Origin of the sequence: Prevotella sp. P2-180, assembly GCF_002251435.1 — a bacterium.
Lineage (GTDB): Bacteria > Bacteroidota > Bacteroidia > Bacteroidales > Bacteroidaceae > Prevotella.
This window is the reverse complement of sequence record NZ_NPJI01000082.1, coordinates 116567-138635: the sequence shown is the minus strand read 5'-3', so window position 1 is coordinate 138635 and position 22069 is coordinate 116567. Positions and strand designations below refer to the sequence as shown.

General features: G+C 47.9%; 16 protein-coding genes. 7 read left to right on the top strand and 9 right to left on the bottom strand.

What is annotated here, in order from left to right:
- The first annotated feature begins 24 nt into the window (after positions 1-24).
- Positions 25-1524 carry a glycoside hydrolase family 43 protein gene (locus CIK98_RS11890; RefSeq protein WP_371683266.1) on the top strand — a complete coding sequence of 500 codons (1500 nt, stop codon included), beginning with the start codon at positions 25-27 and terminating at the stop codon, positions 1522-1524.
- 311 nt (positions 1525-1835) lie between these two features.
- Here CIK98_RS11890 and CIK98_RS11885 read toward each other — a convergent pair whose 3' ends face one another.
- Genes CIK98_RS11885 through CIK98_RS11870 form a run of 4 tightly spaced genes read right to left on the bottom strand, consistent with a single transcriptional unit; the run spans position 1836 to position 6764 of the window.
- On the bottom strand, positions 1836-3074 hold the full coding sequence (locus CIK98_RS11885) for an ABC transporter permease (RefSeq protein ID WP_094384486.1): 1239 nt from the start codon (positions 3072-3074) through the stop codon (positions 1836-1838).
- 9 nt (positions 3075-3083) lie between these two features.
- Positions 3084-4343, bottom strand: a complete 1260-nt coding sequence (locus CIK98_RS11880; protein WP_094384484.1) for an ABC transporter permease — start codon at positions 4341-4343, stop codon at positions 3084-3086.
- A 6-nt stretch (positions 4344-4349) separates the two neighbouring features.
- On the bottom strand, positions 4350-5636 hold the full coding sequence (locus tag CIK98_RS11875; RefSeq protein WP_094384482.1) for a TolC family protein: 1287 nt from the start codon (positions 5634-5636) through the stop codon (positions 4350-4352).
- A gap of 15 nt (positions 5637-5651) precedes the next feature.
- Entirely contained in the window at positions 5652-6764 is a 1113-nt protein-coding gene (locus CIK98_RS11870) for an efflux RND transporter periplasmic adaptor subunit (protein ID WP_094384480.1), read from the bottom strand.
- A 160-nt stretch (positions 6765-6924) separates the two neighbouring features.
- On the opposite strand from CIK98_RS11870, the gene CIK98_RS11865 reads away from it, so the two are divergent.
- Complete coding sequence (locus CIK98_RS11865) at positions 6925-7809, top strand: tyrosine-protein phosphatase (protein ID WP_094384478.1); 885 nt, start codon at positions 6925-6927, stop codon at positions 7807-7809.
- Between the two features lie 87 nt (positions 7810-7896).
- Positions 7897-8037 (top strand): hypothetical protein, encoded by a 141-nt coding sequence (locus tag CIK98_RS18235; RefSeq protein WP_172409931.1) that lies wholly within the window; start codon positions 7897-7899, stop codon positions 8035-8037.
- Here CIK98_RS18235 and CIK98_RS11860 read toward each other — a convergent pair.
- Entirely contained in the window at positions 8034-9263 is a 1230-nt protein-coding gene (locus tag CIK98_RS11860; RefSeq protein WP_094384476.1) for a condensation domain-containing protein, read from the bottom strand. The two genes, CIK98_RS18235 and CIK98_RS11860, sit on opposite strands and share 4 nt — an antisense overlap.
- A 236-nt stretch (positions 9264-9499) precedes the next feature.
- Positions 9500-11257 (bottom strand): MATE family efflux transporter, encoded by a 1758-nt coding sequence (locus CIK98_RS11855; RefSeq protein WP_094384474.1) that lies wholly within the window; start codon positions 11255-11257, stop codon positions 9500-9502.
- A gap of 537 nt (positions 11258-11794) precedes the next feature.
- Between CIK98_RS11855 and CIK98_RS11850 the strand changes: the two genes are divergently transcribed.
- The 4 genes from CIK98_RS11850 (at position 11795) to CIK98_RS11835 (ending at position 18951) form a co-directional block, all read left to right on the top strand.
- On the top strand, positions 11795-12784 hold the full coding sequence (locus tag CIK98_RS11850; RefSeq protein WP_172409930.1) for an AraC family transcriptional regulator: 990 nt from the start codon (positions 11795-11797) through the stop codon (positions 12782-12784).
- Positions 12785-12823: 39 nt separating this feature from the next.
- Complete coding sequence (locus tag CIK98_RS11845) at positions 12824-15511, top strand: leucine-rich repeat domain-containing protein (protein WP_172409929.1); 2688 nt, start codon at positions 12824-12826, stop codon at positions 15509-15511.
- 68 nt (positions 15512-15579) lie between these two features.
- Positions 15580-17481 carry a histidine kinase dimerization/phospho-acceptor domain-containing protein gene (locus CIK98_RS11840; protein WP_141210527.1) on the top strand — a complete coding sequence of 634 codons (1902 nt, stop codon included), beginning with the start codon at positions 15580-15582 and terminating at the stop codon, positions 17479-17481.
- A 60-nt stretch (positions 17482-17541) separates the two neighbouring features.
- Positions 17542-18951: a metallophosphoesterase gene (locus CIK98_RS11835; protein WP_172409928.1), complete on the top strand. Its 1410-nt coding sequence runs from the start codon at positions 17542-17544 to the stop codon at positions 18949-18951.
- A gap of 215 nt (positions 18952-19166) precedes the next feature.
- Here CIK98_RS11835 and CIK98_RS11830 read toward each other — a convergent pair whose 3' ends face one another.
- The 3 genes from CIK98_RS11830 to CIK98_RS11820 form a co-directional block, all read right to left on the bottom strand.
- Entirely contained in the window at positions 19167-19682 is a 516-nt protein-coding gene (locus CIK98_RS11830; protein WP_094384464.1) for an HXXEE domain-containing protein, read from the bottom strand.
- 81 nt (positions 19683-19763) lie between these two features.
- On the bottom strand, positions 19764-20474 hold the full coding sequence (locus CIK98_RS11825) for a response regulator transcription factor (protein ID WP_094384462.1): 711 nt from the start codon (positions 20472-20474) through the stop codon (positions 19764-19766).
- Positions 20471-22051: a cell wall metabolism sensor histidine kinase WalK gene (locus CIK98_RS11820; protein WP_172409927.1), complete on the bottom strand. Its 1581-nt coding sequence runs from the start codon at positions 22049-22051 to the stop codon at positions 20471-20473. The genes CIK98_RS11825 and CIK98_RS11820 overlap by 4 nt, the downstream gene beginning before the upstream one ends.
- Positions 22052-22069: the final 18 nt, after the last annotated feature.

Here is a 22069-nt window from a genome sequence, read left to right as displayed (position 1 = left end):
TTACCATTTTAAACCAAATATACAATGAAAAAGAAAAACATCCAGACCCCCATTTTATCAATGGTCATTGCTGCATGTATGATATCTAACCAGCAAAATGCGCGGGCCGGAGAAAATCTGTCCCTGCAAAATGATTCCGTGCCTTATGTAACCATGCCGGACGTTTCCCCTAAACTGACCACAGGATATGGAAATCCTCTGCTGGATTTTATGTTTACAGCGGATCCAACTGCATTAGAATATAATGGCAGACTTTATGTGTACGCAACAAACGATCAGCAACAATATGAGATAATAGGCGGTTACGGAAAAAACTCCTACGAATACATCAAATCTCTGGTGATGATGTCTACCGATGACATGACAAACTGGACCTATCACGGATTTATTAAAACAGACAGCATCGCCCCATGGATACAAACATCATGGGCACCGTCGATTGCAAAACGTGAGGAAGCGGACGGCAAGACTCACTTCTACCTCTATTTCTCCAATAGCGGGGGTGGAACTGCAGTGCTGACATCCACATCCCCCATAGGACCGTGGTCAAGCCCGCTGAATCATAGTTTGGTAGACACAAACACTCCCGGCATAGCAGGAGAATGCAAAGCTGCTTTCGATCCGGGTGTAGTCATCGATGACAAAGGAAAAGGTTGGTTGACAGTAGGCGGAGGATGTGCTCGCATTATGCGTTTGGGAAAAGACATGATTAGTGTGGATGGCCCGATAAAGCCCATCCGGGCTCCCCATCATTTCGAAGCAAACGAATTAAACTACATCAACGGCACATACGTTTATACTTATAACATAGATTGGCAAGATTTTAGCGACTGGCCTCTCCCGACAGAGAAACCAACCACCTGTTGCATGAGTTACATGACTAGCAAAACTCCGCTGGTAACCAAAAGTTGGAAATACCAGCACAACTATATGAAAAACCCTGGAGATTATGGATTTGACTACAGCAACAATCATACACATCTACACAAATTCCGCGGGAAATGGTATGTATTCTATCACACAATGAGTTTGCAACATAGTTTCAATACAACAGCTGGTTTTCGTAATGTTTGTGTCGATGAAATACAAGTTGACGAGAATACTGTGAATATCCACATGGGTAATCAGACTCTGAAAGGCGTAAAACAGATACAGCCTATGAACCCGTTCATCATCCAGCAGGCCGAAACCACAGCAGCCACACAAGGTGTCAAGTTCACAAATGGAAAAAGCATCGGGGACATGTATGCCGTTACCGTTCCCAACAAGACTGGCATCATTGCTGTCAGAGGTGTGGAATTCAACAAAGTACCTTCCAGTCTGGAAATTAAGGCATCCGGAAACGGAATCATAGAAGTTCGCCGGGATAGGCCGGACGGAGAAGTCATAGCTTCAATCAAAGTTGGTACCCCGCAAATGAAACTCATAGAATCCCAACTTCAAACGAATATGACAGGCACAATGGACCTCTGTTTTATCCTGAAAGGAAACAATATCACCTTCGACGAATGGAAGTTCAAATGATACCTTACAGATGACAAACGGGACAGGGGATCAAAGCTCAAGGAGCAAGGCAAGTCGATGCCCAAGCCCTCAGGCCATGACTTCCTGAGCATCTTCCGCCGCAAGGTGTCGGCAAAGAAACGCAGGGAGCGAATGAAGGCTATTGAGAATTATTAGTTTTCTCTTCATAATCCGAACAAGTCGTCCATTGTCACCTCGCTGTCAACAATGCTTTTATGCCTACCATTTGCCACTCCAAATGTGGTGATGAATGTCGAGATCAAGGCCTTCCGGCTCTTTGTCTTCTCCCTGGGAGAATTGAAAAATAACAGTCATTCTTGCCTCAAGGCGTCGATAGCCTTGATCTTCATTGCTTGCTTCACCGGTCGCCATCCGGCAGCCACGGCTCCACCTACGAGGATGATGAATGAGATGATGGTTATGAGGAAGGGGGCGTAGGGATTGGTGAGCATGTCGTCGTCGGTGGCTCCCGCAGCCAAACTGCTCCTTAGGGCTGAGACGGCGCTCAGACCGGCTATCATGCCAAGGAATCCTGTAGTCAGAGCGAGGACAAGACATTCTGTCAATATCTGCCTTATGATAACCCTCGGACTTGCCCCCAAAGCCCTATATATGCCAATCTCCTTGGTGCGCTCCTTCACCGACACCTGCATCACGTTGGATATTCCGATGAGTCCGGCAAGCAGTGTGCCTATGCCCACAAGCCAGCATAGGATAGTAAGTCCCATTGTTGCCATTGCCACCTCTTCCTGGTATTGGGCTGTGTTATACACCTTCAGAGCCTCGTCGTCGGCAGGATGAATCTTATGCCGTTCCTTGATAAACGAGATGACTGGTTTGTCCCACTCCGTCATGGGATACATATCCTTCATTCCCACGGTGATGAGGTCAATATCGTTGTTGCGCCCGAAGATGGATTGGCATGTGGTGAGAGGCATTTGTATTACAGGCGACACGTTGAGGTCTTCGGCAAACTGGCGGTTGGTGCATTTTGCCACACCTGCGATCGTGTATGGTATATCCCTGATGGTGATGGTCTGTCCGCATGGGTCGGTGTCGCTGTCGAAGAGTTGTTTATATACGTCCTCGCCTATTACGCACACCTTCCGCTTGCGCTGTATGTCGATGGTGTTGATATATCTGCCGTAGATAACGCGTTGTGGTATCGAGACGAGATATTCGGGAGTGACACCTTGTATGATATACGAACCGCTCCTTTTGCCTATCGCCACATTGCTGTAGTCCTCGAAGTTGATTCCTGATACATAACTTATCTTGTCGGCAAACTGTCGTCGTACGGCGTCGATGTCCGAGTTGCGCAGATGCCATATCCTGTCGCGCTTCATACCCTTGTAATTCATGGTTGTAGGTTGAGGCTCAATCTCGATATTATTGCCCGACATACTCACCGATCGTCCCACGAATCCCTGTTCGACGCCCTTGTTGACACTGAGCAGCACCACCATCATGAACATACCCCAGAACACGCCAAAGCCAGTGAGCAGCGAGCGTGTCTTCTGTCGCATTATGTTCTGTAGTATATCCCTCATAACGAATAATTATTTAGTGAATACCAATGCATCTACAATCTTCATCTTCCCGGCTTGGCGTGCAGGTATATATCCCGCAATCACACCTGTGATGATGATGATGGCGGTGATTGTCAATGTAGTGTAGAACGGCACATTGGGATTGACGAACACCAAGGTTCCGTCGCCGGCAGCCATCTCGGCAATGTCGCCAAGAGCCTTCAGGCAACCCAATCCGCAGAGCATTCCCACCATTCCCGAGAGGAATGATATTATCAATGCCTCGATTGTGACCAATAGGAAGATGTATGACTTGTGGCAGCCCAAGGCTCTCATCACTCCGAATTCCCTTGTGCGCTCCCTCACTGTGATGAGCATGATGTTCGACACACCCACCACACCGCCAAGCAGTGTGGCGAAGCCCACAATCCATACGAACGACTGTATGGAATGTAGTGTGTCCATCGTCACGAGATATTCGTCGTACATATTGAATATCAACAGTGCACTCGGGTCGCGTGGCGAGAAATTCCGGGCGTTGGCAAGTATGTGTTTTAGTGCGGAAGTGAATGTGGCGTTCTCTTCGCAGTCTTTCAACTTTTTCATTTTCAGCCATATTGCCGTCAGTCGGTTGTAGTGCACAAACAGTTGGGTGATGGTTGTGACAGGTGCGAACACGTCGTTTTGTGCCACATATTGTTTGGTGGGCTTATACACTCCCACGATGGTGAAGGGTCGGTCGGCCAATTTCACAGTCATGCCTATTGCGTCCTCAGCCCTCGATGTCTTGAGCAGGGCTTTCACGGTTGTCAATGAAATAACGCACACACTGCGTGCCATGTTCATGTCGAGGGCGTCGATACTTCGTCCTGCCACAATCCTTGCGTCCATAGCCTCCATGAATTTTGTTGAAGTGCCGTTCACGGTGCGCATCACGTGTTCCTTTCCGCATGCTATCTCCACGTTGCGCATGGCCTTGATAGGTATGGCGTGCTCCACATATTTTGCGAGTTTCTCTCCCAATAGGGCGGCATCCTTCTCCTCGATCCATATCTTCCTGTCCTTGCCATAACCGTTCCAGGGTACGGAAGTGGTTCCTGTGGTAACCTTCACTGTGGCATTGACATTCGACCCGTATATCCGTTCCATACCGTTGACAAGTCCCCTTCCGGCTCCTATCAGCAGTATGAGGATGAATATTCCCCATGCTATCGAAAAGCCGGTGAGTCGTATGCGCCCTTTGTTTATTCGCATCGACAGTAAGACGTCAGCCAACAGTTCTTTTCTCATTCGTCCTTAACTTCCCCTACTTCCAAAGTATAACGCTAGTATTTGCCTACTCATATTGAGTTTCATCCTTGTCTGTTCAGACTGTAGTCTTGCCTCGTGCAGTCGAGAGTCGGCCTCGATGAGTTCGAGCCAAGTGGCGAGTCCACCCTCATATCTTGTCTTTTGGTATTCGTACGCCTGTTCGCGCTGTGCGCTCAATGTCTGCAACTTTGCGAGTTGTCCGTCGTATTGCGATATGGCGAGTTGCAGTTGGGCGATTTTGTCGCTCAGGTTTTTCTTCTCCTCGTCGATGGCGAGTTGGGTGTCCCTCACGGCGAGGGTGGCCTGCCGTATCTTTCCCCTTGTGGTATATGCGTTGAAGATGGGTATAGACATCTTCAGTGCAATCACCTCGTTGTGGTTTTTCCAGAACTTCTTGTAATCCTCATACGACTCACCGCTCTTCAGTGCCGAGTAGCCGAAGATACCCAATGCCCCCGTGAGCGACAGTTTGGGATAAAGTTCGCTCTTAGCCTCCTTGAGTCGGTATTTGTCAGCCTCCATCTTCATGGTGAGTTGTCGTATGGCGGCATTATTGTTCACGTCGTTCGAGTCGCATTCCATAGTGTTGCTTTCTGCGATGTCGGCAATGTCAAAGTCGGCAGTGTCGTTGAGCATGATCGTTTGTGCCAATGCCAATCGTGCCGAGGCTATGTGATGCATGGCTTCAAGACAGTTGTATTCAGCCTCGGTCAGCGAACTGTTGGCCTCTGTCAGTTCACCCTCGCTCCTGCTGCCTCCATCCACGAGTGTCCTCACCATCTCCACCCGTTCTGCGGCAAGTTTGCGCTCGGTCTCCACTATGCGGTATTGGCTCTTGGCATAGAGCAGTTGCAGATATTCCATTGCAATCTTCATACTGATGTCTTTCTCCGCCTTGTTTCGTGCCTCCTCAAGTGATTTCAACTGCATTCCCTCCGCATTCTTGGCAAATCGTCTGCCGCCACTGATGTCGATGGGCAGTTCGGCGGTTACTACAGCCGGGGCATATACAAAACTCTGTCGGAGCAGCAGGTCGAGACTCATACCGAAGTTGAGCATAGCCGAGAGGTCGGCATTCACAGTTGGCATCCACGATTTGCTTGCCGTCTTATATGTCTCCTCCTGCGTCCTTATCGCCACGTCAGAGCGTTTCAGCGTCAAGTCGTTGCGTGTGGCATATGCAATACACTCGTCGAGAGTCCATTGCTTCTGTGCATTCACGGCAATGCTCATGCACGCCAAGTATAGTGATAGTATGATTCTTGTAGTCATAGTCCTTGCAATTGGTTATTTCGCTAATCCTCTCAACAGGTCGCCACGCTTCGCTCCGCTTGTCAGTTCCACGTATAGTCCGTCGCTGCAGCCCAATTCCACGGGTGTTCGCTTGAATTCCTGCTTGGTCTTGTCCTCGGGAGCAGAGGTGAGAATCCACACGAAAGCCTTGCCTGTGGCATCGTCGAACTCCACCGCAGCCTCGTCCACGCTCAGCACTCCACGATGGGTGTTGGTGACAATCTTGGCGTTGGCACTGTATCCCGACCTTATACTCATACCCTCGGGCAGCGATGCTCTCGCCTTTACCTCAAAGAGGGTAGTGCCGTTGCGTTCGGTGCTCTTTGTGGATATGTATTCCAACGAGGCTTTGATGGTCTCGCCCTTTTTCGCTCCTACAATGATACTGACGGGCATCCCTGCGCGTATGTTCTCCACCTCGGTCTCATCCACGTGTCCCTTGAAGACAATCTCGTCCATACTTGCCACTATAGCCACCGTGGTGCCTTCGGAGTATTCACTAATGGCTACAACGGCATCGCCCGCCTTCACCGGCAGGTCGATTACTGTGCCACTGATAGGACTGCGCACGATGGTGGCATTGGCAGTAGCCACACTCTCGCCTGTCTTCATCACCCTCATGGCATCTGCTGCTCCGCGCACTTCGGTTTCGGCCTGACGGTATGCGCTCTCCGCCTTCTCGTAGTCTTGGCGGGCCACGGCTTTCTTTTCATACAGCGACTTTATGCGCAGGTATTCGCGCTTAGCCTCGTCGCGTTGCAGTTGGGCAATCTCCCATCTGTTTTTGGCTTCGCTCACTCCGGCAGTGTTAGGCGTCACACTGATTCGGGCGATAGGTTGTCCCTTGCTCACCTTGTCGCCCGCCTTCACGAGCATTTCGGCAATGGTGCCTGTGGCTTGCGGTCTCACCATTATCTCCTCTCGTGCTTCCAGGTGTCCCATCGCCGTGATACTCTCCTCGATGTCCCTTGGCTCCACTTTGCAGAGGGCATATTCCACTGGTTCCTCCTGCGACTGGTCCCACAGCCACCAGAAGGTGCAAACAACTATGGCGGCAGCTGCCATCCAAGCCAATTTATGGATATTTTCCTTCGTTTTCTCTTTCATCAATATCTTATTTGTCTATAGTTTGTTACAAAGGTATCAATAATAATTCAATAAATGCAATTCTAATAGTTAAATTTCATTATTTCTTGAATAATTGCCTGAGGCGACATCCAACTGCTCAAATAAATCCCGAATTGTTTGGCAGTTCGGGATATTAGGTTTGGCAAATGCCAGTTTCTCCGACCGTGTCGGTGGTAAGGAGGGCGACATACTGACCATCTCTTTGAAGGAAAAGGGTGGATTCCGTGATGTGAACGAGAGAATGAAGCTCTGGGAAACGGACAATCGCTCCGACTACGACAGCGACGAAATGTTTGCCAATTTCTATCCTGTGGAATGTCACGGGATGAAGAGTGGGGTGGTGTATAGGTCAAGCGATCCACTGTTGGAATCCGATAATCCTGCAAGATATGAATATGCTGACCGTTTAGCGCGCAATGCCGGAATAAACGCAATTATCTCTATCGCCAATACTGAAGAGGATTGGCAATCGGCTGTGGCAGCCGGCAGTGGATTCGGAGAGTATTGCAATGAACGGTATAGTAAGGGCGCCCTTCTGTTCCACAAATTAAATGTTGACATCTTTGTTGACGAACAAGCTGCGAAGGTGGGCAGGACGTTAAGGGCAATGATAGAGAATAATCCTCCCTATCTTATTTGCTGTTCTATGGGTCGCGACCGCACTGGTTTGATAGCCATAATCCTTCAGGTGCTTGCTGGAACGACATACGAGGAAATCGAGTCGGGATATATGCGTAGCTATTATAACTGGCATCGCCTGCAGCCGTCGTCTGAATCTTATAACGACTTCCTTACAAGGATTCTCCATCGCACGCTCTATATTATGAGCTGTGAGGGTGATGTGGATATAGCAGAGATGTGCAGCATGACCTCATTCCCTATTGCCGACATTATGGAACGTCTGCCGTCGGCAGTGGAGTCGTATCTGAAAAACAAGGCAGGTCTTTCGATTGAGGAGATAGAAAAGTTAAGAGGGATATTATCAGTAGGAAAGACAACCGCTATGTACAATTCCCCAACTTGATAGAGCAAGAGGCCATTATGGGATTGATAAGACGATATTGCTCATTATACGACAAATAATGACGTTATACTTAAAAAAAAATTAAGTATGCAGGCAGCAATCAAGCACTACCCACTGACAACAAATCAGAGTGATGAGGATTATGATTGCACCGAATGTCTGTTTAATAGCTCCTATCTCGACATGACCACCCCGATGGGCGACATAATTGGCAAGGAGATGGTTTAGCTCAGCAGTTCGTGCCACCAATGCATGAATCGGTTGATGAAGCGTTCCATGTCCTCCTCGGTGTACAGGGGTTCGCTATAAAAGAATTCCATCTCAAATCGTCCGACACATCCAATAAGCGTTCCTGACAGGAATTGGTATGCGGAGTCAAATTGTGTCCATTGCGCCAAGACAGTATTTCCATCCACCAATATATTATACATGTTCTCGTTGAAAAGTACGTTAGTGCCGCAATCGTATGCATTATGTTCTTCCCTCAAATCTTGATTGGTATAGAGGGAATGGCGATTGGCGGCAAACAGTTCACTGCGCATCTGTTCGACCATTTGCGACAAGGATATATCAGGATTAATATCCACGCACACTGTTGTCTCAAACAGGAAATTGCCAAGGCTTTCCAGCTCATTGCGCGTCCTGCCTCGTTTAGTGGTGGAAAACAATACTTGTCCTCCTCCACTTGACATATTCGTCATGTCAGCCAATGACATAGCCCACGCCACACTGAGCACCTCATTCACGGTGATTTGTTTCCTTTGGCATCTTGCCTCGGTGTCCAATCTGTCGATTACCCTGACCTTCTTTATAAAGCGTCCTTTCTCATAATGCTCCTTGATGGCGAAATCCGTAAGACGCAAACGTTCTCCATTACCGCCCACCTTGTCAAGCCACCACTGTCGGTCGGCATTGTATCGCTCTGAATGGCGGTTGGCTTCCAGTCGTTCCAAGTGACTGAAGAAAGACATATCATTAAACACTGGCGTATAGTCGTCATTAAAAGTGGCGAACATTATGCGATTGGTAAACTTGCTCAATGACCATCCGTCGAGTAGCAAATTTGCCACAATAGGAGAATAGAACTTACGTGTAGGGGTAACGAGTATAAAGATGCGTATCATTGGACCTGCATAATAATCCAGTTCAACACCAGTATGCTCTATGTACTTGTCGCAATCATCATCAGACAAATATCTTACTTCGGCTTCCAATTGCATATTCATGTCGGGGAACAATCGCGGTTCACCTGAGATATTCACTATACGTGAATGGCATACAGGCGACTCTTGCATATAGGCTGTGGTAATCTGAGCCATGCGATTTTCGTCAGCCGAGTATGGCAGAGCTACAACAAAAGACAGGAGCACTTCTTCGTCGCAATGGTCGTTTTGCCAGAAATATAGCATCTCCCTTTGCAAGGGAGTTAACATATAAGTTTTCTCGTTTTCCATAACGTATGTATAAGTTATTATCGGGTCATACAATTAACATGCAATACGCAACATGAGAGTGAGCCACCGCCCTTGAGATACACGTCCATCTTGAAATATACTGGTTGCATGGCATTCGAGACACAGATTTCTTCCATGCGTTATTCCTGATTGATGTGTCGTAACTCACGGGGATATTCATCATGTATAAATGATATTGTATTCCCATAATCAGTTGTTAATGTCTGTATCTGTTATTAATATTTTTTCTTTCTGAAGATTAATGTTGTAATGTTAAGACCGAACATATACTTATGAGATATATCCTCGCTCATTGCCTTCACCAGTCGGAGACCGATGCCTTGGCTGCTCTCGTCGGTTGTCTTACTATTGTTGAAGGCAGTGGGCGAGAAGGGTTTGCCGGCATCCTTCAGTCGCACCTCCATACGGTCGGGGAAGTCGGTTATCAGTACCTCGAAGCATCCACCGTTAACCCTGTCTGAACAATGTTTGAGGATATTGCATATCAGTTCCTCGCAGCAGAGAATGGCTCTGTTGGTCTTTTCCTCGCCCATTTCCACCATGGTGGCGAATGCCCTCACATCGAGCAAGGCCTGTTTTACCGATTCAATGTCGTAGTTGATGCATAGTTTTGTGGACACCTCATTGGGTAGCAGTGGCAATAACAGTAAGCGGCTCCTGAGTTTGCTTTTGTTGGATAAGACAAAAGTGGTGAGCAACTGTATAGTGGCGAGTATAGCCATGCCTGCTGGAAACGCCCACCAAAACCATTGCTTGTTGACAGTGGCGGCTGCAAACGGTACGGCGATGAGTGCTATGGCCTGCAGGATGTTGAACACTATTGACAGACGCTTAAATCCTAACAGGGCGTGAATCCTGGCGTTGACGTATATGATAAAATATGGTATAAGCACAAGGCTTATTATGCTCAGGTATCTATCCTCGCGCTCTACCGATTGGGTGTCATATTCTCCAAATATATTGAGGAACAGGGTGGGGACGAACACCATTGCGCATGTCACGACACCCACCAACACCACCATCAGCGTATTGCCCCTGCCGAGCAGTTGGCGAAACGACGAATAGTCGCCTTCGCCCAAATACATTCCTCCCGCACTCTCGTAAATCTCGTTGATGCCCTCGTTAATCATTGTACACAATGCCAATATCTGAATAGCCACTGCGATGACGAAAAGCCCTGAGTCGCCATAATACTCCATCACGATATGGTTGAGCAACAACGCTGTCACTCCCGACGACATCATACCAAGCGTAAGTGGGAGTCCCTCGCTGAGGATATGCCTGAATACGGACAGGAAATTCTTGACCCTCGTAAAACCGAAACTGCACTTGCCGCTCCTGAGATAGGTAAGCAGAATGCCGAATCCGACGCACTCACTTATTATTGTGGCACAGGCTGCACCCCTTATTCCCATCCCCAAAGAGCCAATAAACAGGAAGTCAAGACCGGCATTGACGACAAGGGTTACCAACATTGATAAAGTGACACGTTGTGGATTGCCGTCGCTGTTGGCAAACAAGCATAGCACCGCCATTGGAGCCTGAACAACGAAGGCGGCAAGCATCACACTCACATAATCCCGAGTGAGTGAATAAATGTGAGGAATGTCTCTGTCGGCAAGCAAAGATATGAGATTGTCGAAGAACAAAGTGCAGATACCCACAAGTGTTAATATGATGGCAATGCTTGATATGAATGCCACCGTGAACTGCCTACTTGCCGCAGAGAAGTCCTGCTTGGCAATGTCTTGTGCCGACAGGAAGCTCGCCCCCAAGGCAAAGAGCGTCATCACTGCATACATAAAACTGTCAAGCGGCATAAACAGGTTGATGGCCGACAAGGCGTCAGACCCCAAGAACTGGCTTGCCACTATGCCGTCGGTCATTGTTCTCACTTGCTGCATTATGCTTGTAAGTATCGACACCGCGAGAAAGCTGCGGAATGTCTTGTCGATTATATAGTCTTTCTTCATAATATGCAAATAATCGATTGCAAAGGTAGCAATAATTATTGAAATGGGAGAAATTTATTCTGATATTTTTTTGTGTGTCATTCGTTCAAAAACAAGTCAAATAATTAAAAAAAATGCCGAAGGGCGGGACAGGGGACAGGTCAGTGTCCTACCCATTTTTCTCAGGCTACGGGCGAGACGAGGCTTTTCCGCAGGACACTGACCTGTCCCCTGCACCGCAGGAGAAAAGGCCGCTTTCGAGAGCTCTTGAAGGCGGCTTTATTGCTATTATAAATTGTGTCAATACGGAAAAAATGTGTCAATAAAGAAAAAAAACTAAGGTTTTTCCTCTATTATTCGTTCCTGACAGCAGTATATTATGAATAAAAGTTGTATCTTTGCAAAATAAATTTCATCTATTTAAGAATATTACATAATTTACTTATGGAACAACAATTATCGACAGTTGAAGCATTTGCCCATTTTATACGGGGCGCCATAACAATATTCTTCGTGTTCTGGTGTATTAAACTATATACATACAGACACCGCAACAGGATGATGAGACTATTATTCTATACAACTATATTCCTTGCTTTCAGTTACATAAAGGATTCTGTGTTCCTCTTTGCGCAATGGAAAAACTCCTTTTGGCTCGATGATTTTGTCAACACTGTCGACCTTCTGTTCATACCTCTTGTCTGTGCCTTCTTTATCGAAGCTACCAATCCTGGTTATCCCACTCGCCGTCAGTTAGTCGCATTGTTGTCTATGCAGGCGTTATTCATACCGCTATTCTTGATTTTCCCCGATGAAATCGTGGTTTTTTGCGCTTTTTCAGTTGCTTTTGTCGTGGCTGTGGCAACCATGTACCTCGTTGTAGTGTTCTCGGTGAGGTATCGACAATATATAAAACTTAACTATTCTTATAAGGAAAATATCGATGTAGCTTGGGTTGTGGTGTCGAGTGTGGCATTTTTCTTATCACTGTTTGTGTATAACTTGGCGTTCGCCCATACCACATGGCTAAGCGAAGCACTATACAATATCTTCTCCATGGCATTATGGACATTCCTTTTCCTCTTTTCAAGAAGACATCGGGTGGTTAGAATCCTGAAGCCGGTCGAAAACGAAGATGAGCAAGCTACTGAGGAAATTGAAGAACCCAAGTCAGATGATGATGTAGTGTCGCATAACTACATATTGGCAGTAAGGTTAGAACAGAAGATGAGTCAAGACAAACTCTATCTCAATCCGAAGCTTACCACAACCGACGTGGCCACTGCCATCGGCACCAACAAGACTTACCTGTCGAACTACCTGAACAATACGCTCAACACGTCATTCTTCGACTATATCAATACTTTCCGAATCAACGAGGCGTGTCGTATCATCGAGATGATGCCCGAACGAGGCAGAAAATCGATGTCGGTAGTGGCGCAGAAGAGTGGCTTCAATTCCCTCTCGTCGTTTAATCGCTACTTTGTAAAGTTAAAAGGTATCAGTCCCAAAAGTTATTACGTCAACAGCTTAATGAAGAATAATTAAATGAAGAATAATTAGATAATGTGATTGCTTATGAAAAAAATGATTACCTTTTTATTGCTCGCGGCAATAAGTCTTTCGGCCAGTGCCGACAAGGACATCTATCAAGACCAGCTGCTGTTTCATTGCTTTGACGATGGGACGGCTGAAGTAAGACGCTCAGATTATCACGATACCCGGGAGATGGACATCGTGATACCCGAAACGGTGGAAGCAGACGGAAAGACCTATACCGTGACATCCATCGGAGATGAAGTGTTCGTCTATGAGATTAACAGTATCACATTGCCAAACACCATACGCCGTATAGGCAATTATGCGTTCTATGGTTCAGGGCTGAAGACAATCACATTGCCCGAACAGCTCGAGGAGATAGGTTCTCATGCGTTCTACAAGTTAGGATTGGAATCTGTCATAATCCCCGATGGAGTCAAGGTTATTGGCGATTACGCTTTCTTTTTCAATAGGTCGCTGATATCAGTCTCTCTTCCGTCACAACTTGAAAAGATTGGAGATTATGCCTTCTCTTATTGTTTTAGTCTTACGTCCATATCGCTTCCTTCAACGCTCAAGACGATAGGAGAGAGCGCATTCAGCAACACAGGTTTGACTTCCGTCACCTTGCCTGAGAGTATTGAAGAGATAGGCGAATGGGCATTTGCCGATACAAAACTTACATCGTTTACTTTTCCTGCCAACATCACCATAGTGCCGGAGTGGATTCTTGCTTCTACAAAGATTACCGAAATAACCCTGCCTGCCGGTGTCAAGGAAGTAGGCAAAGGCGCCTTCGAAAACTGCACGAAGCTCACCAACGTCACCCTGCCAGAGGGATTGGAGACTATCGGCGTTAATGCTTTCTCTGGATGTTCTAAGCTCACGTCTGTCACATTGCCTTCGACTGTCAAGTCAATTGGCGAGTGGGCTTTTGGACGATCTGGCTTGACTTCAATAAGTCTGCCCGAAGGCTTGAAGAACATAGATAGCAATGCCTTCTTGCGATGCAATTCACTCGAATTACTTTCTTTGCCCGAGTCGGTGGAGAGGATAGGCGAGAGGATTGCCTCGAATGACAATGGCAACTTAGTGTTGAGAATACCTAAGAGCATTGATGTCATCGAAGGCCGACAGGACTTTAGCTCTTTTGCTGCTTATACGTTTGAGGGCGAAGGAAATGGTGTGGAGATTGTTGACAAGATGTTTGTCAACAACCGCAAGGACGGTTCGAGGGTCCTCTTGGAGGTTGATCCAAAGATGGTGGAAGATGGTGTACTCACCATCCCCGAAGGCATAACGGCATTAGGTGTCGGAGCACTCAGTTATGTCGAAGCAGACAAGATTATCCTGCCCGAAGGTCTCACTTCCATTGGTCAGGATGCCTTTTTTGAATCCACGGTTAAAGAGATTGTCACTCCTTCTACATTAAGGCATTTGAGCGAAGAGGCTTTCCACGATGCAAAGAACTTGGAGATTATCACTCTTCCAGAGTCATTAGAGACGTTGCCCAATGGTTGTTTTTGGCATTGTGAGAGCCTTTCTTCAGTTGTGCTGCCTCAGTCATTAAAAGTTCTTGGTAATAATGCTTTCTATTATTGTTCTGCACTGACGGAGATTACGTTGCCCGAGGGTTTGGAGGAGATGGGTGATCATGCATTGGGTTGGACAGGTATTACCGAATTGACTATCCCAAACTCATGCACCAAGTTCGACGTCTCTGGAATGGACAATTTGACTACACTGACACTACCCGCAGGACTGATGGAGTTGCCTAAAGGCGGTTTCGCAGAAATGCCCTCCCTTGTAAGTGTCACGCTTCCTGCAGGTATCACCGATATTCCCCAAACAGCTTTTTGGCGCTGCACAAGCCTTAAGAGCCTTACCATCCCCGAGGGAGTTAAAACCATTGGTGCGGCAGCTTTCGCAGAGTCAGGCATAGAGTCTATTGTGATACCTGAGTCGGTAGAAGAGATTGGAATGAATGCGTTCTACACTTGCCCCAACTTGGAGAGCATCGACATCAAGGCTAAAGTCAAGTCATTGCCATATCGTTTTGCCGCGGAGTGTCCAAACCTGAAATCAGTGTCTCTACCCGAGGGACTGGAGGAAATAGGTCATATGTCCTTTGTCTATTGTTCTTCACTGGCGCAGGTCACATTGCCTTCCACGGTCAAGAATCTCAAGTATGCAGCCTTTGCCGCAACCGGTCTTGAGTCAGTATCTCTGCCCGACGGTGTCGAGCGTGTGGGTGAGTTCTGCTTCCAGGGAATAGCCGCCGAAACAGTTGACCTCTCCAATACATCCCTCACCGAGATGTATCGCAGTTTGTTTGTCATGTCCGAGTCGTTGAAGAGCGTGATACTGCCAGCCTCGCTAAAGAAATTGGCAGAAGGCAACTTCTATGGCTGTACCGCTCTTACATCAGTGACATGCAAAGCCCCGGAGCCTCCTGTGGCAAAGGAATACAGTTTCGACGATGCCGTCAAGACGGCAGCCACTCTCTATGTGCCCGATGCCTCTCTCGATGCATATAGGTCAGCCGACGTGTGGAAGGACTTCTTTGCCGTGAAGGGCTTGACAGCCGCAGGCCTCTCATCGCCCGAAGCAGCTGATGGCAACACCGTCCGCGACATCTACGACCTTTCGGGTCGCAAGGCGACGAAAGCTGCCAAGGGAATGAATATCTTCAGGATGAAGAGCGGGGAGATAAGGAAGGAAATAATTAATAACTAGGATTTGATGAGGTGAAGCCCGCCCCTGACCCTCTGACCTAAAGACCCACAGCATAAAAATAAAATATCATGAATAAAAAACTATTGTTATTGATTATCATTGCCGTTATGGCCAAATTGAATGTTTTGGCGGCCGACGGCGGGAAAACATCTGTTAGACAAGAAAACAAGGTGCTCGTGCTCAGTTCGTATTATCAAGGATACAGCTGGGCAGGAACTCTCGAAAGTTCCATTGTGTCACACTTTTCGGTTGACCGGAAATGGAGTGTCGAGGTGGATTATCTCGACCTCGTAGCCAATCGCGACAGCAGTTTCATGCATAATAAGGCTGAGCGGCTGATGGCCGAACACGATGCCAACAAGAAGAATATCGTGGTGCTGCTTGGCGAGGAAGCCTGGATAATGTATCGTACATATATGTCTGAGGAATGGAAGAATGTGCCCTGCGTTGCCCTTTTCTCCGGCACCTACACCATCAGTGCCTCCGACTACAGCTCATGCCGCGAGATTACCGACGACATGAAGATTTCATTGGAGAACTCGCGCAAGGGAATAAATGCCACTCTCATCAACGACCCGTATTTTGTTGAACCAACTATCGAACTTGCCCTGAGCCTAAGGCCGCAGACCCAGCATCTTGCCCTCGTGAGCGACACATGGCAGATAGGATTTATGGTGAGGGAAAAGACCAAACGGATAGTTAGGGAGAAATATCCGAGTCTCGACCTTATCGACCTCAACAACAGAGAGCTCACCACAGCCCAACTGAAAACCCGTTTGGCCACGCTTCCAAAGCATACGGCAGTTATTTTCGACTCGTGGTTCAGTCAGAGTAAAAACACCGCCAACCGTGCCCTTTATCCCGACAACGCCATGAGATATATAGCCAGTTCGCTGACGGGTGATGTGGTGTTCGGCCTTTACGATGTGGGCATACGCGACGGTGTGCTTGCCGGAGGAGTATATCCCACTAGCGAGGAACTGCAATCTAAACTCATTGATGTGCTTATGAAAATAGAGAACGGTGTGCAACCCAAGGATATGCCCTTGGTGAAGTTGGACAACGCCAACACATACCTGAACTACCAGACGTTGAAGAAATACGGCATCCCCGAGAATCTCTATCCCAAGAATGCCATCTATTTCGGCAAACCCATAAGCTTCTTTGAGCGTAATGAGAAATACATTCTTGGAGGAGTATGTGCCCTGATAGCCATTGTTATCCTAATCAGTGTGGTAGCGTTCTTCGAGCGCAAGCTCAAGCGTCAGGCAAAGATGCTGCTTCTTGTTTCGCGCGAGAATGAAAAGGGCAAGTCGAACTTCATCACCAATATGGGCTATCTGATGCGCTCGCCGCTCCACGCCATACAGATGTCGATAGACATGCTGGACAAGTCGAACATGAACGACAACGACAAGGAACTGCTCTCCTTCATCAACCAGAACAAGAGCATGCTGCTGAATATCTTCAATGACATCATCGACCTCGGCAAGGCTGGCGAGAACGACCTCAACCTCTCACTTACCAGCGTGGATGTTGAGCCTGCAATAATGAATATTAAGGAAGCGTTGGGTAGTGTCAGTGGCATACAGTTCACTATTGAGGGTGACGGCAAAACTCATTTTGTAAAGGTTGACCCCAAGCGCTTCTCACAGGTAGTGAGCTATGCCATCGTCAATGCCGACTATTACAAGATGACAGGCAAGGTGGCCGTGAAATTCTGGGGCAATCAGAATGAGGTGGTAGTACAGGTGGGATGCATCGCCAACTTCACAGAAAAAGATACAGAAGCCCTTTTCGACGTGTTCAACAACCGCACCAATCCCGCCAATAGCGGTCGCAGCAATCTCGAGCTCCCACTATGCCGCAAACTCATGCAAGCCATGGGAGGCAATATCACCCTCGAACGACTTGCCGACGACCAGTGGGCGTTTGTAATTTATATTGATGAGAAAATATGTAGGGTCTGAGCGGCGACCCCGCCACCAGAGATGCGGAATAACATAAAATTAACACATATAGAGAATATTATGGAAAAAATTATTAAACGAGTTTTTTGTGGACTTTCATTAGGTCTATTGACAACACTTTCAAGTTGTGTGGTGAATTCTGATAACCCTACTATGTCTCAGGAACCGGGAAGTTACAAAGTGATGGTGATTTCTGACATCCACCTCTTCGACATGGACAGGATAAGTCATGAGGGTGAGGCATGGGAGCAGCGTCTCCTGTTGGAGGATAAAAACTACACCTATTGTGCTGCTTCCATGGAGGCACTTGTGCAGAAGGTGAAGAGTCAGAATGTGAAGTATGTGATAATACCGGGCGACTTGACCAAGGATGGAGAAGTGATAAACCATGAGTTTGCCGCCTCGTTCTTCAGGAAGATGGAAGACGCCGGGGCAAAGGTGTTTGTGATAAACGGCAACCACGACCTCTCGAATGCCGATGCAAAGGAGTTCACGGCAAAGGGCGCGTTTCCTATAGAAACTGCCACAAGTGCCGACTTCAAGCGTATCTATCATGACTTTGGCTATGCAGAAGCCATTTCGCAGGAAACGGAAGGACTGTCGTACTCTGTGGATATGGGGAGAGACATCAGGCTTATTATGCTCGACTCAAACATCTACAACGACTCAAAGACCAATCCGCACCAAGAGACTGCCGGCACATTAAAGCCTTCAACCATGGCATGGGCTAAGGAGCAGTGCGCCAAGGCCATAGCCGAGGGCAGAACGCCTGTGGGAGTGCTCCATCACGGACTTGTTGAGCATATTCCAAACATCCAGACTGTATTTTTGTCCGAATTCCTTGCCGACAACTACAAGGAGGCAAGGCGTGAGTTGGCTGCTGCGGGTATGCACATAGTACTGACTGGTCACAACCATGCGCAGGACATTGCCAGTGTGGAAGAGGACGGCAAGCCGTTCTATGACATACAGACAGGAAGTCTCGTTACGCTTTGTCCGTTGAGGTATATAGACATCGACTCTGAGAAGCGCACCATGAGTTTAGAGTCGCAGGTGATTGATCAACTGGCTGACGGTACGAAGTTGTTTGAGACACTACTTGAGAAAAGTTTTTGGGGAACACGCCGAAACTTCATGCAGCTCATCGAGTCAAACCTAAGAAAAATGGGCTATGCCGGTGAGAAACTTGAGGCAACAATGCAGATGCTCACCACGCTGCCTGTATCTCACGATGGCAGCTATCTCCTGCTCGATGCTCTTGCCGATGCGTATTTAGTCCATCGTCAGGGCGATGAGAGTATGACGGAGAAGGTTCAGGAAGTATGCTCCATATTGCAGGGCTATGCTGACTTGACATCTATGAGCGGCGACACAGCTACCGCCCAGTTGCTTCTCATGATCAAGAATCTCTATGCCGGCTTGTATGTGGATTCTCCGTCGGCCGACAATACCCTTGTTATATCTTACTGACTAAACTTCCCCCATCCTTTCCTGGGTCAGCGCGGGTCAGCACGGGTCAGAGGGACAGGGTCGAGTAGAGCGAGGGTGAAACTCCCTCGCTCTACTCGACCCTGTTCCGCATGCTTATTTTTCTGACTTATTCCGTTTTTTCAAGTGCATAAATGCCCACTTATTCCAAAAATAAGACAACTTGTTGGATGAATTCCTTTTTTTATCCCCCACCACTATCGGCATATTTTCATCCCCAACCAATGGGCGAACCTGAGGTTGACTGCCACAAAAACCATGCCGCACAATGCCAAGAGTAGGAACTCTACGGCGCTTGTGGTGAGCCAGATGCTCCACACACCATACGCGGAATAGGGCAAAAGGAGGAGGGAGGTCACTATGCCTGGGACATATCCCCGAAAAAGTATCGCTTGTCCGAAATGGACTAACAGATGGAGGGAGAACGCCAAAAACAGTACCGACCAAATCTGAGTGGAGAAGATGCCGTCGACGAGCACATAGCAGGTGGCGACGACCAGCACAACCAATTCTTCAGTTGCCGCAATGGCAAAGGCCGTGGTGCCGAGTCGGGAAAGACGTTCAATCATGGGGCGAAGCTTCGGAAATCTCGAAGCCAAAGACTCCCGATGTGTCAACATCCAACGATGCTGCACAGCCACTTCCTCAGCGTCGTGGAGGATGAAAGCGACGGGTAGAGACAAGACGAGATATAATACACTTAGTGCGCTCATTCTGATACTTTTGGCAATGACGGTGTAAAGATAGTGATAATATTTTGAACCTGCAAGGAAAAACAGGGGAAAACTAAACTTTTAGCCAATCAGCTTGTAGCCGATTCCCCTTACGTTGATTATTCTGACGCGAGAGTCACGGGAGAGTTTGCGGCGCAGCTTGGTGATGAACACGTGGAGGCTGCGGGTGTTGAAATAGCTGTCGTCGCCCCATAATTGGAGCAACACATCCTTGTTGTCAACCACTTCGCCTTTGTTGCTGCACAATAGGCGGAGAATTTCAGATTCACGATGAGAGAGTGGGATGACGGTGGCTGTGATATTGTCATTGGCATATATCAACTGCTCTTTCATCGTATCGAGTTGGTAGTCGCCAATAACGTATTTTGTAGGTTCTTCTTGAGGAGCCTCTGCGGAAATGAAGACGCGACTTACGAGAGCTTTTATACGTACTATCAGTTCGAGCATGCCGAAGGGCTTGCGCAGGTAGTCGTTGGCTCCTGCCTCAAATCCCCTCACCACGTCCTCCGTTTCGGAAAGGGCGGTGAGAAAAAGCACAGGGGTGGATACATCCTTGTTTCTTATCCTCCTCACCATCTCAAATCCGTCCATATTTGGCATCATCACGTCTGCCACCACAACATCGGGGCGCTCACGGAAAAACATCTGCAGCCCCTGCTCCCCATTGTCGGCAGTGATCACCTCAAAGCCCTGAAGCTTGAGTGTGTCGCGGACGATGACGGCAAGTGTTGCCTCGTCTTCCACTAATAATATCTTGGTCTTGTTGTTCATCTGAAAAGAAGTTTGAATTTTGTTCCTTTGCCCCTCTCGCTCTCCACGCTGACCGTTCCGCCGTGGAGCCGCATCGTTGTGGCAACATAGTAAAGTCCTAATCCGTAGCCCTTCACGTCGTGCAGGTTCTTGTTGGGCACACGGTAGAACTTGTCGAAGATGTGCTGCAGGTGGGGTTTTGATATTCCTATGCCGTTGTCGCTAATGATAATAACGACATTGCCTTCTGTGTCCTTAGTACAAAAGATATCAATCCTGACTTCCTCATGCGAATACTTCACTGCATTGTCGCAGATGTTGCTTACTATCTGCATAAAATGCTGGCGGTCGGCATTCACCCGAAGGTTGTCGGGAACAACCTTAATGTGGATGTCAACCTGTTTTTTCGCCTTCATGCGTTGTTCTTCCGCTATCTCGGTAAGAGTATTCTGCAAGTCAATAGCTTCCTTATGGAGTACGAAGGTCTTTCGGCGCTTCATGCTCGTGGAAAGAATCTGCTCTATCATACCGCCAAGTTTCCGCAACTGTTCGAGCGACATCTTCAGATAGTTTTCGCGTGTCTCGCGGTCGAGGTCGTCGGCAAACTGCAGCAGTGCGTCGTTGGCGGCGTAAGCCACTGACACGGGGGTCTTTAGTTCGTGGGTGATGTTATGCGTAAAGTCGTCCTTCATCTCCTCAAGTGAGCGCTGGCGGAGCATAGTCCTGATGAGATACCAGAACACGAAGACAAGGACGAGGAAGGTGGCGGCGGAGCTGGCGAGGATGCCTGTCATCTGGCGGAGTACACTTTCGCCGAGTGGCTCGATGCGCAGGCGGTAGAGGCGGTTGGTGGACATGTCGTATTTATAGTCGAACACGAGAGCATCCGACGAAGGCACATAGCCGGGGGTGGAAATTGTTGAGAGAGTGTCAATTTTTATCCCGGCCACGCCATGAGGTATAATGCTCAATTGTATCAACTGATGCCTTGCGTCGATATGCCTGTCGTTTAATCTTGAGGTGAGAAGGCTGTCGAACACTCTGACATCGGGTTCGCTCACCATATCGACTCCTGAGTGTATGCCCTGTTGCATCATCCTCGTTAGATCGACCTCGGTCTGTCCCTTATCCACAAATCCCGAAAACAACGTGTTCTTGTTGTTTTTAGCAGCGGGTTTTGGAGCGTTGCTTGTTCGTTGCGAGTTGATATTTACCGATATGAATCTGTTTTGTCCCTTACGATTGCGCTTTACGGTAAGGCTGTCGCGCCATCCGCCTTGTTGGATGACAATGGCGTCGGTGTCGTTTCGTGAGACTTTTGTCTGAGTTCCTTGGTTTACGAGCCGGTTTTGCTTGTCAAGGGCATATCCTGTCTGAAACGACACTTCACCGTGTTTCGACTTCTTGTCGTTTGACAGTTTGGCAATTCTCATCACCAGCTCGTTGTAGTCGCTGATGCGCATAGCCTCTCTGACAGCCGTCTCCATCTCCTGCTTTTGGGTGATGTAGAGGTTGTAGAGCCAGTATGCCTGATATGCGAAAATTGCGGCGAGGGCAGTGCATACCAATATTGTTATGGTCTTCAATGGCAGTTTCATGTGGCAAAGGTAACACAT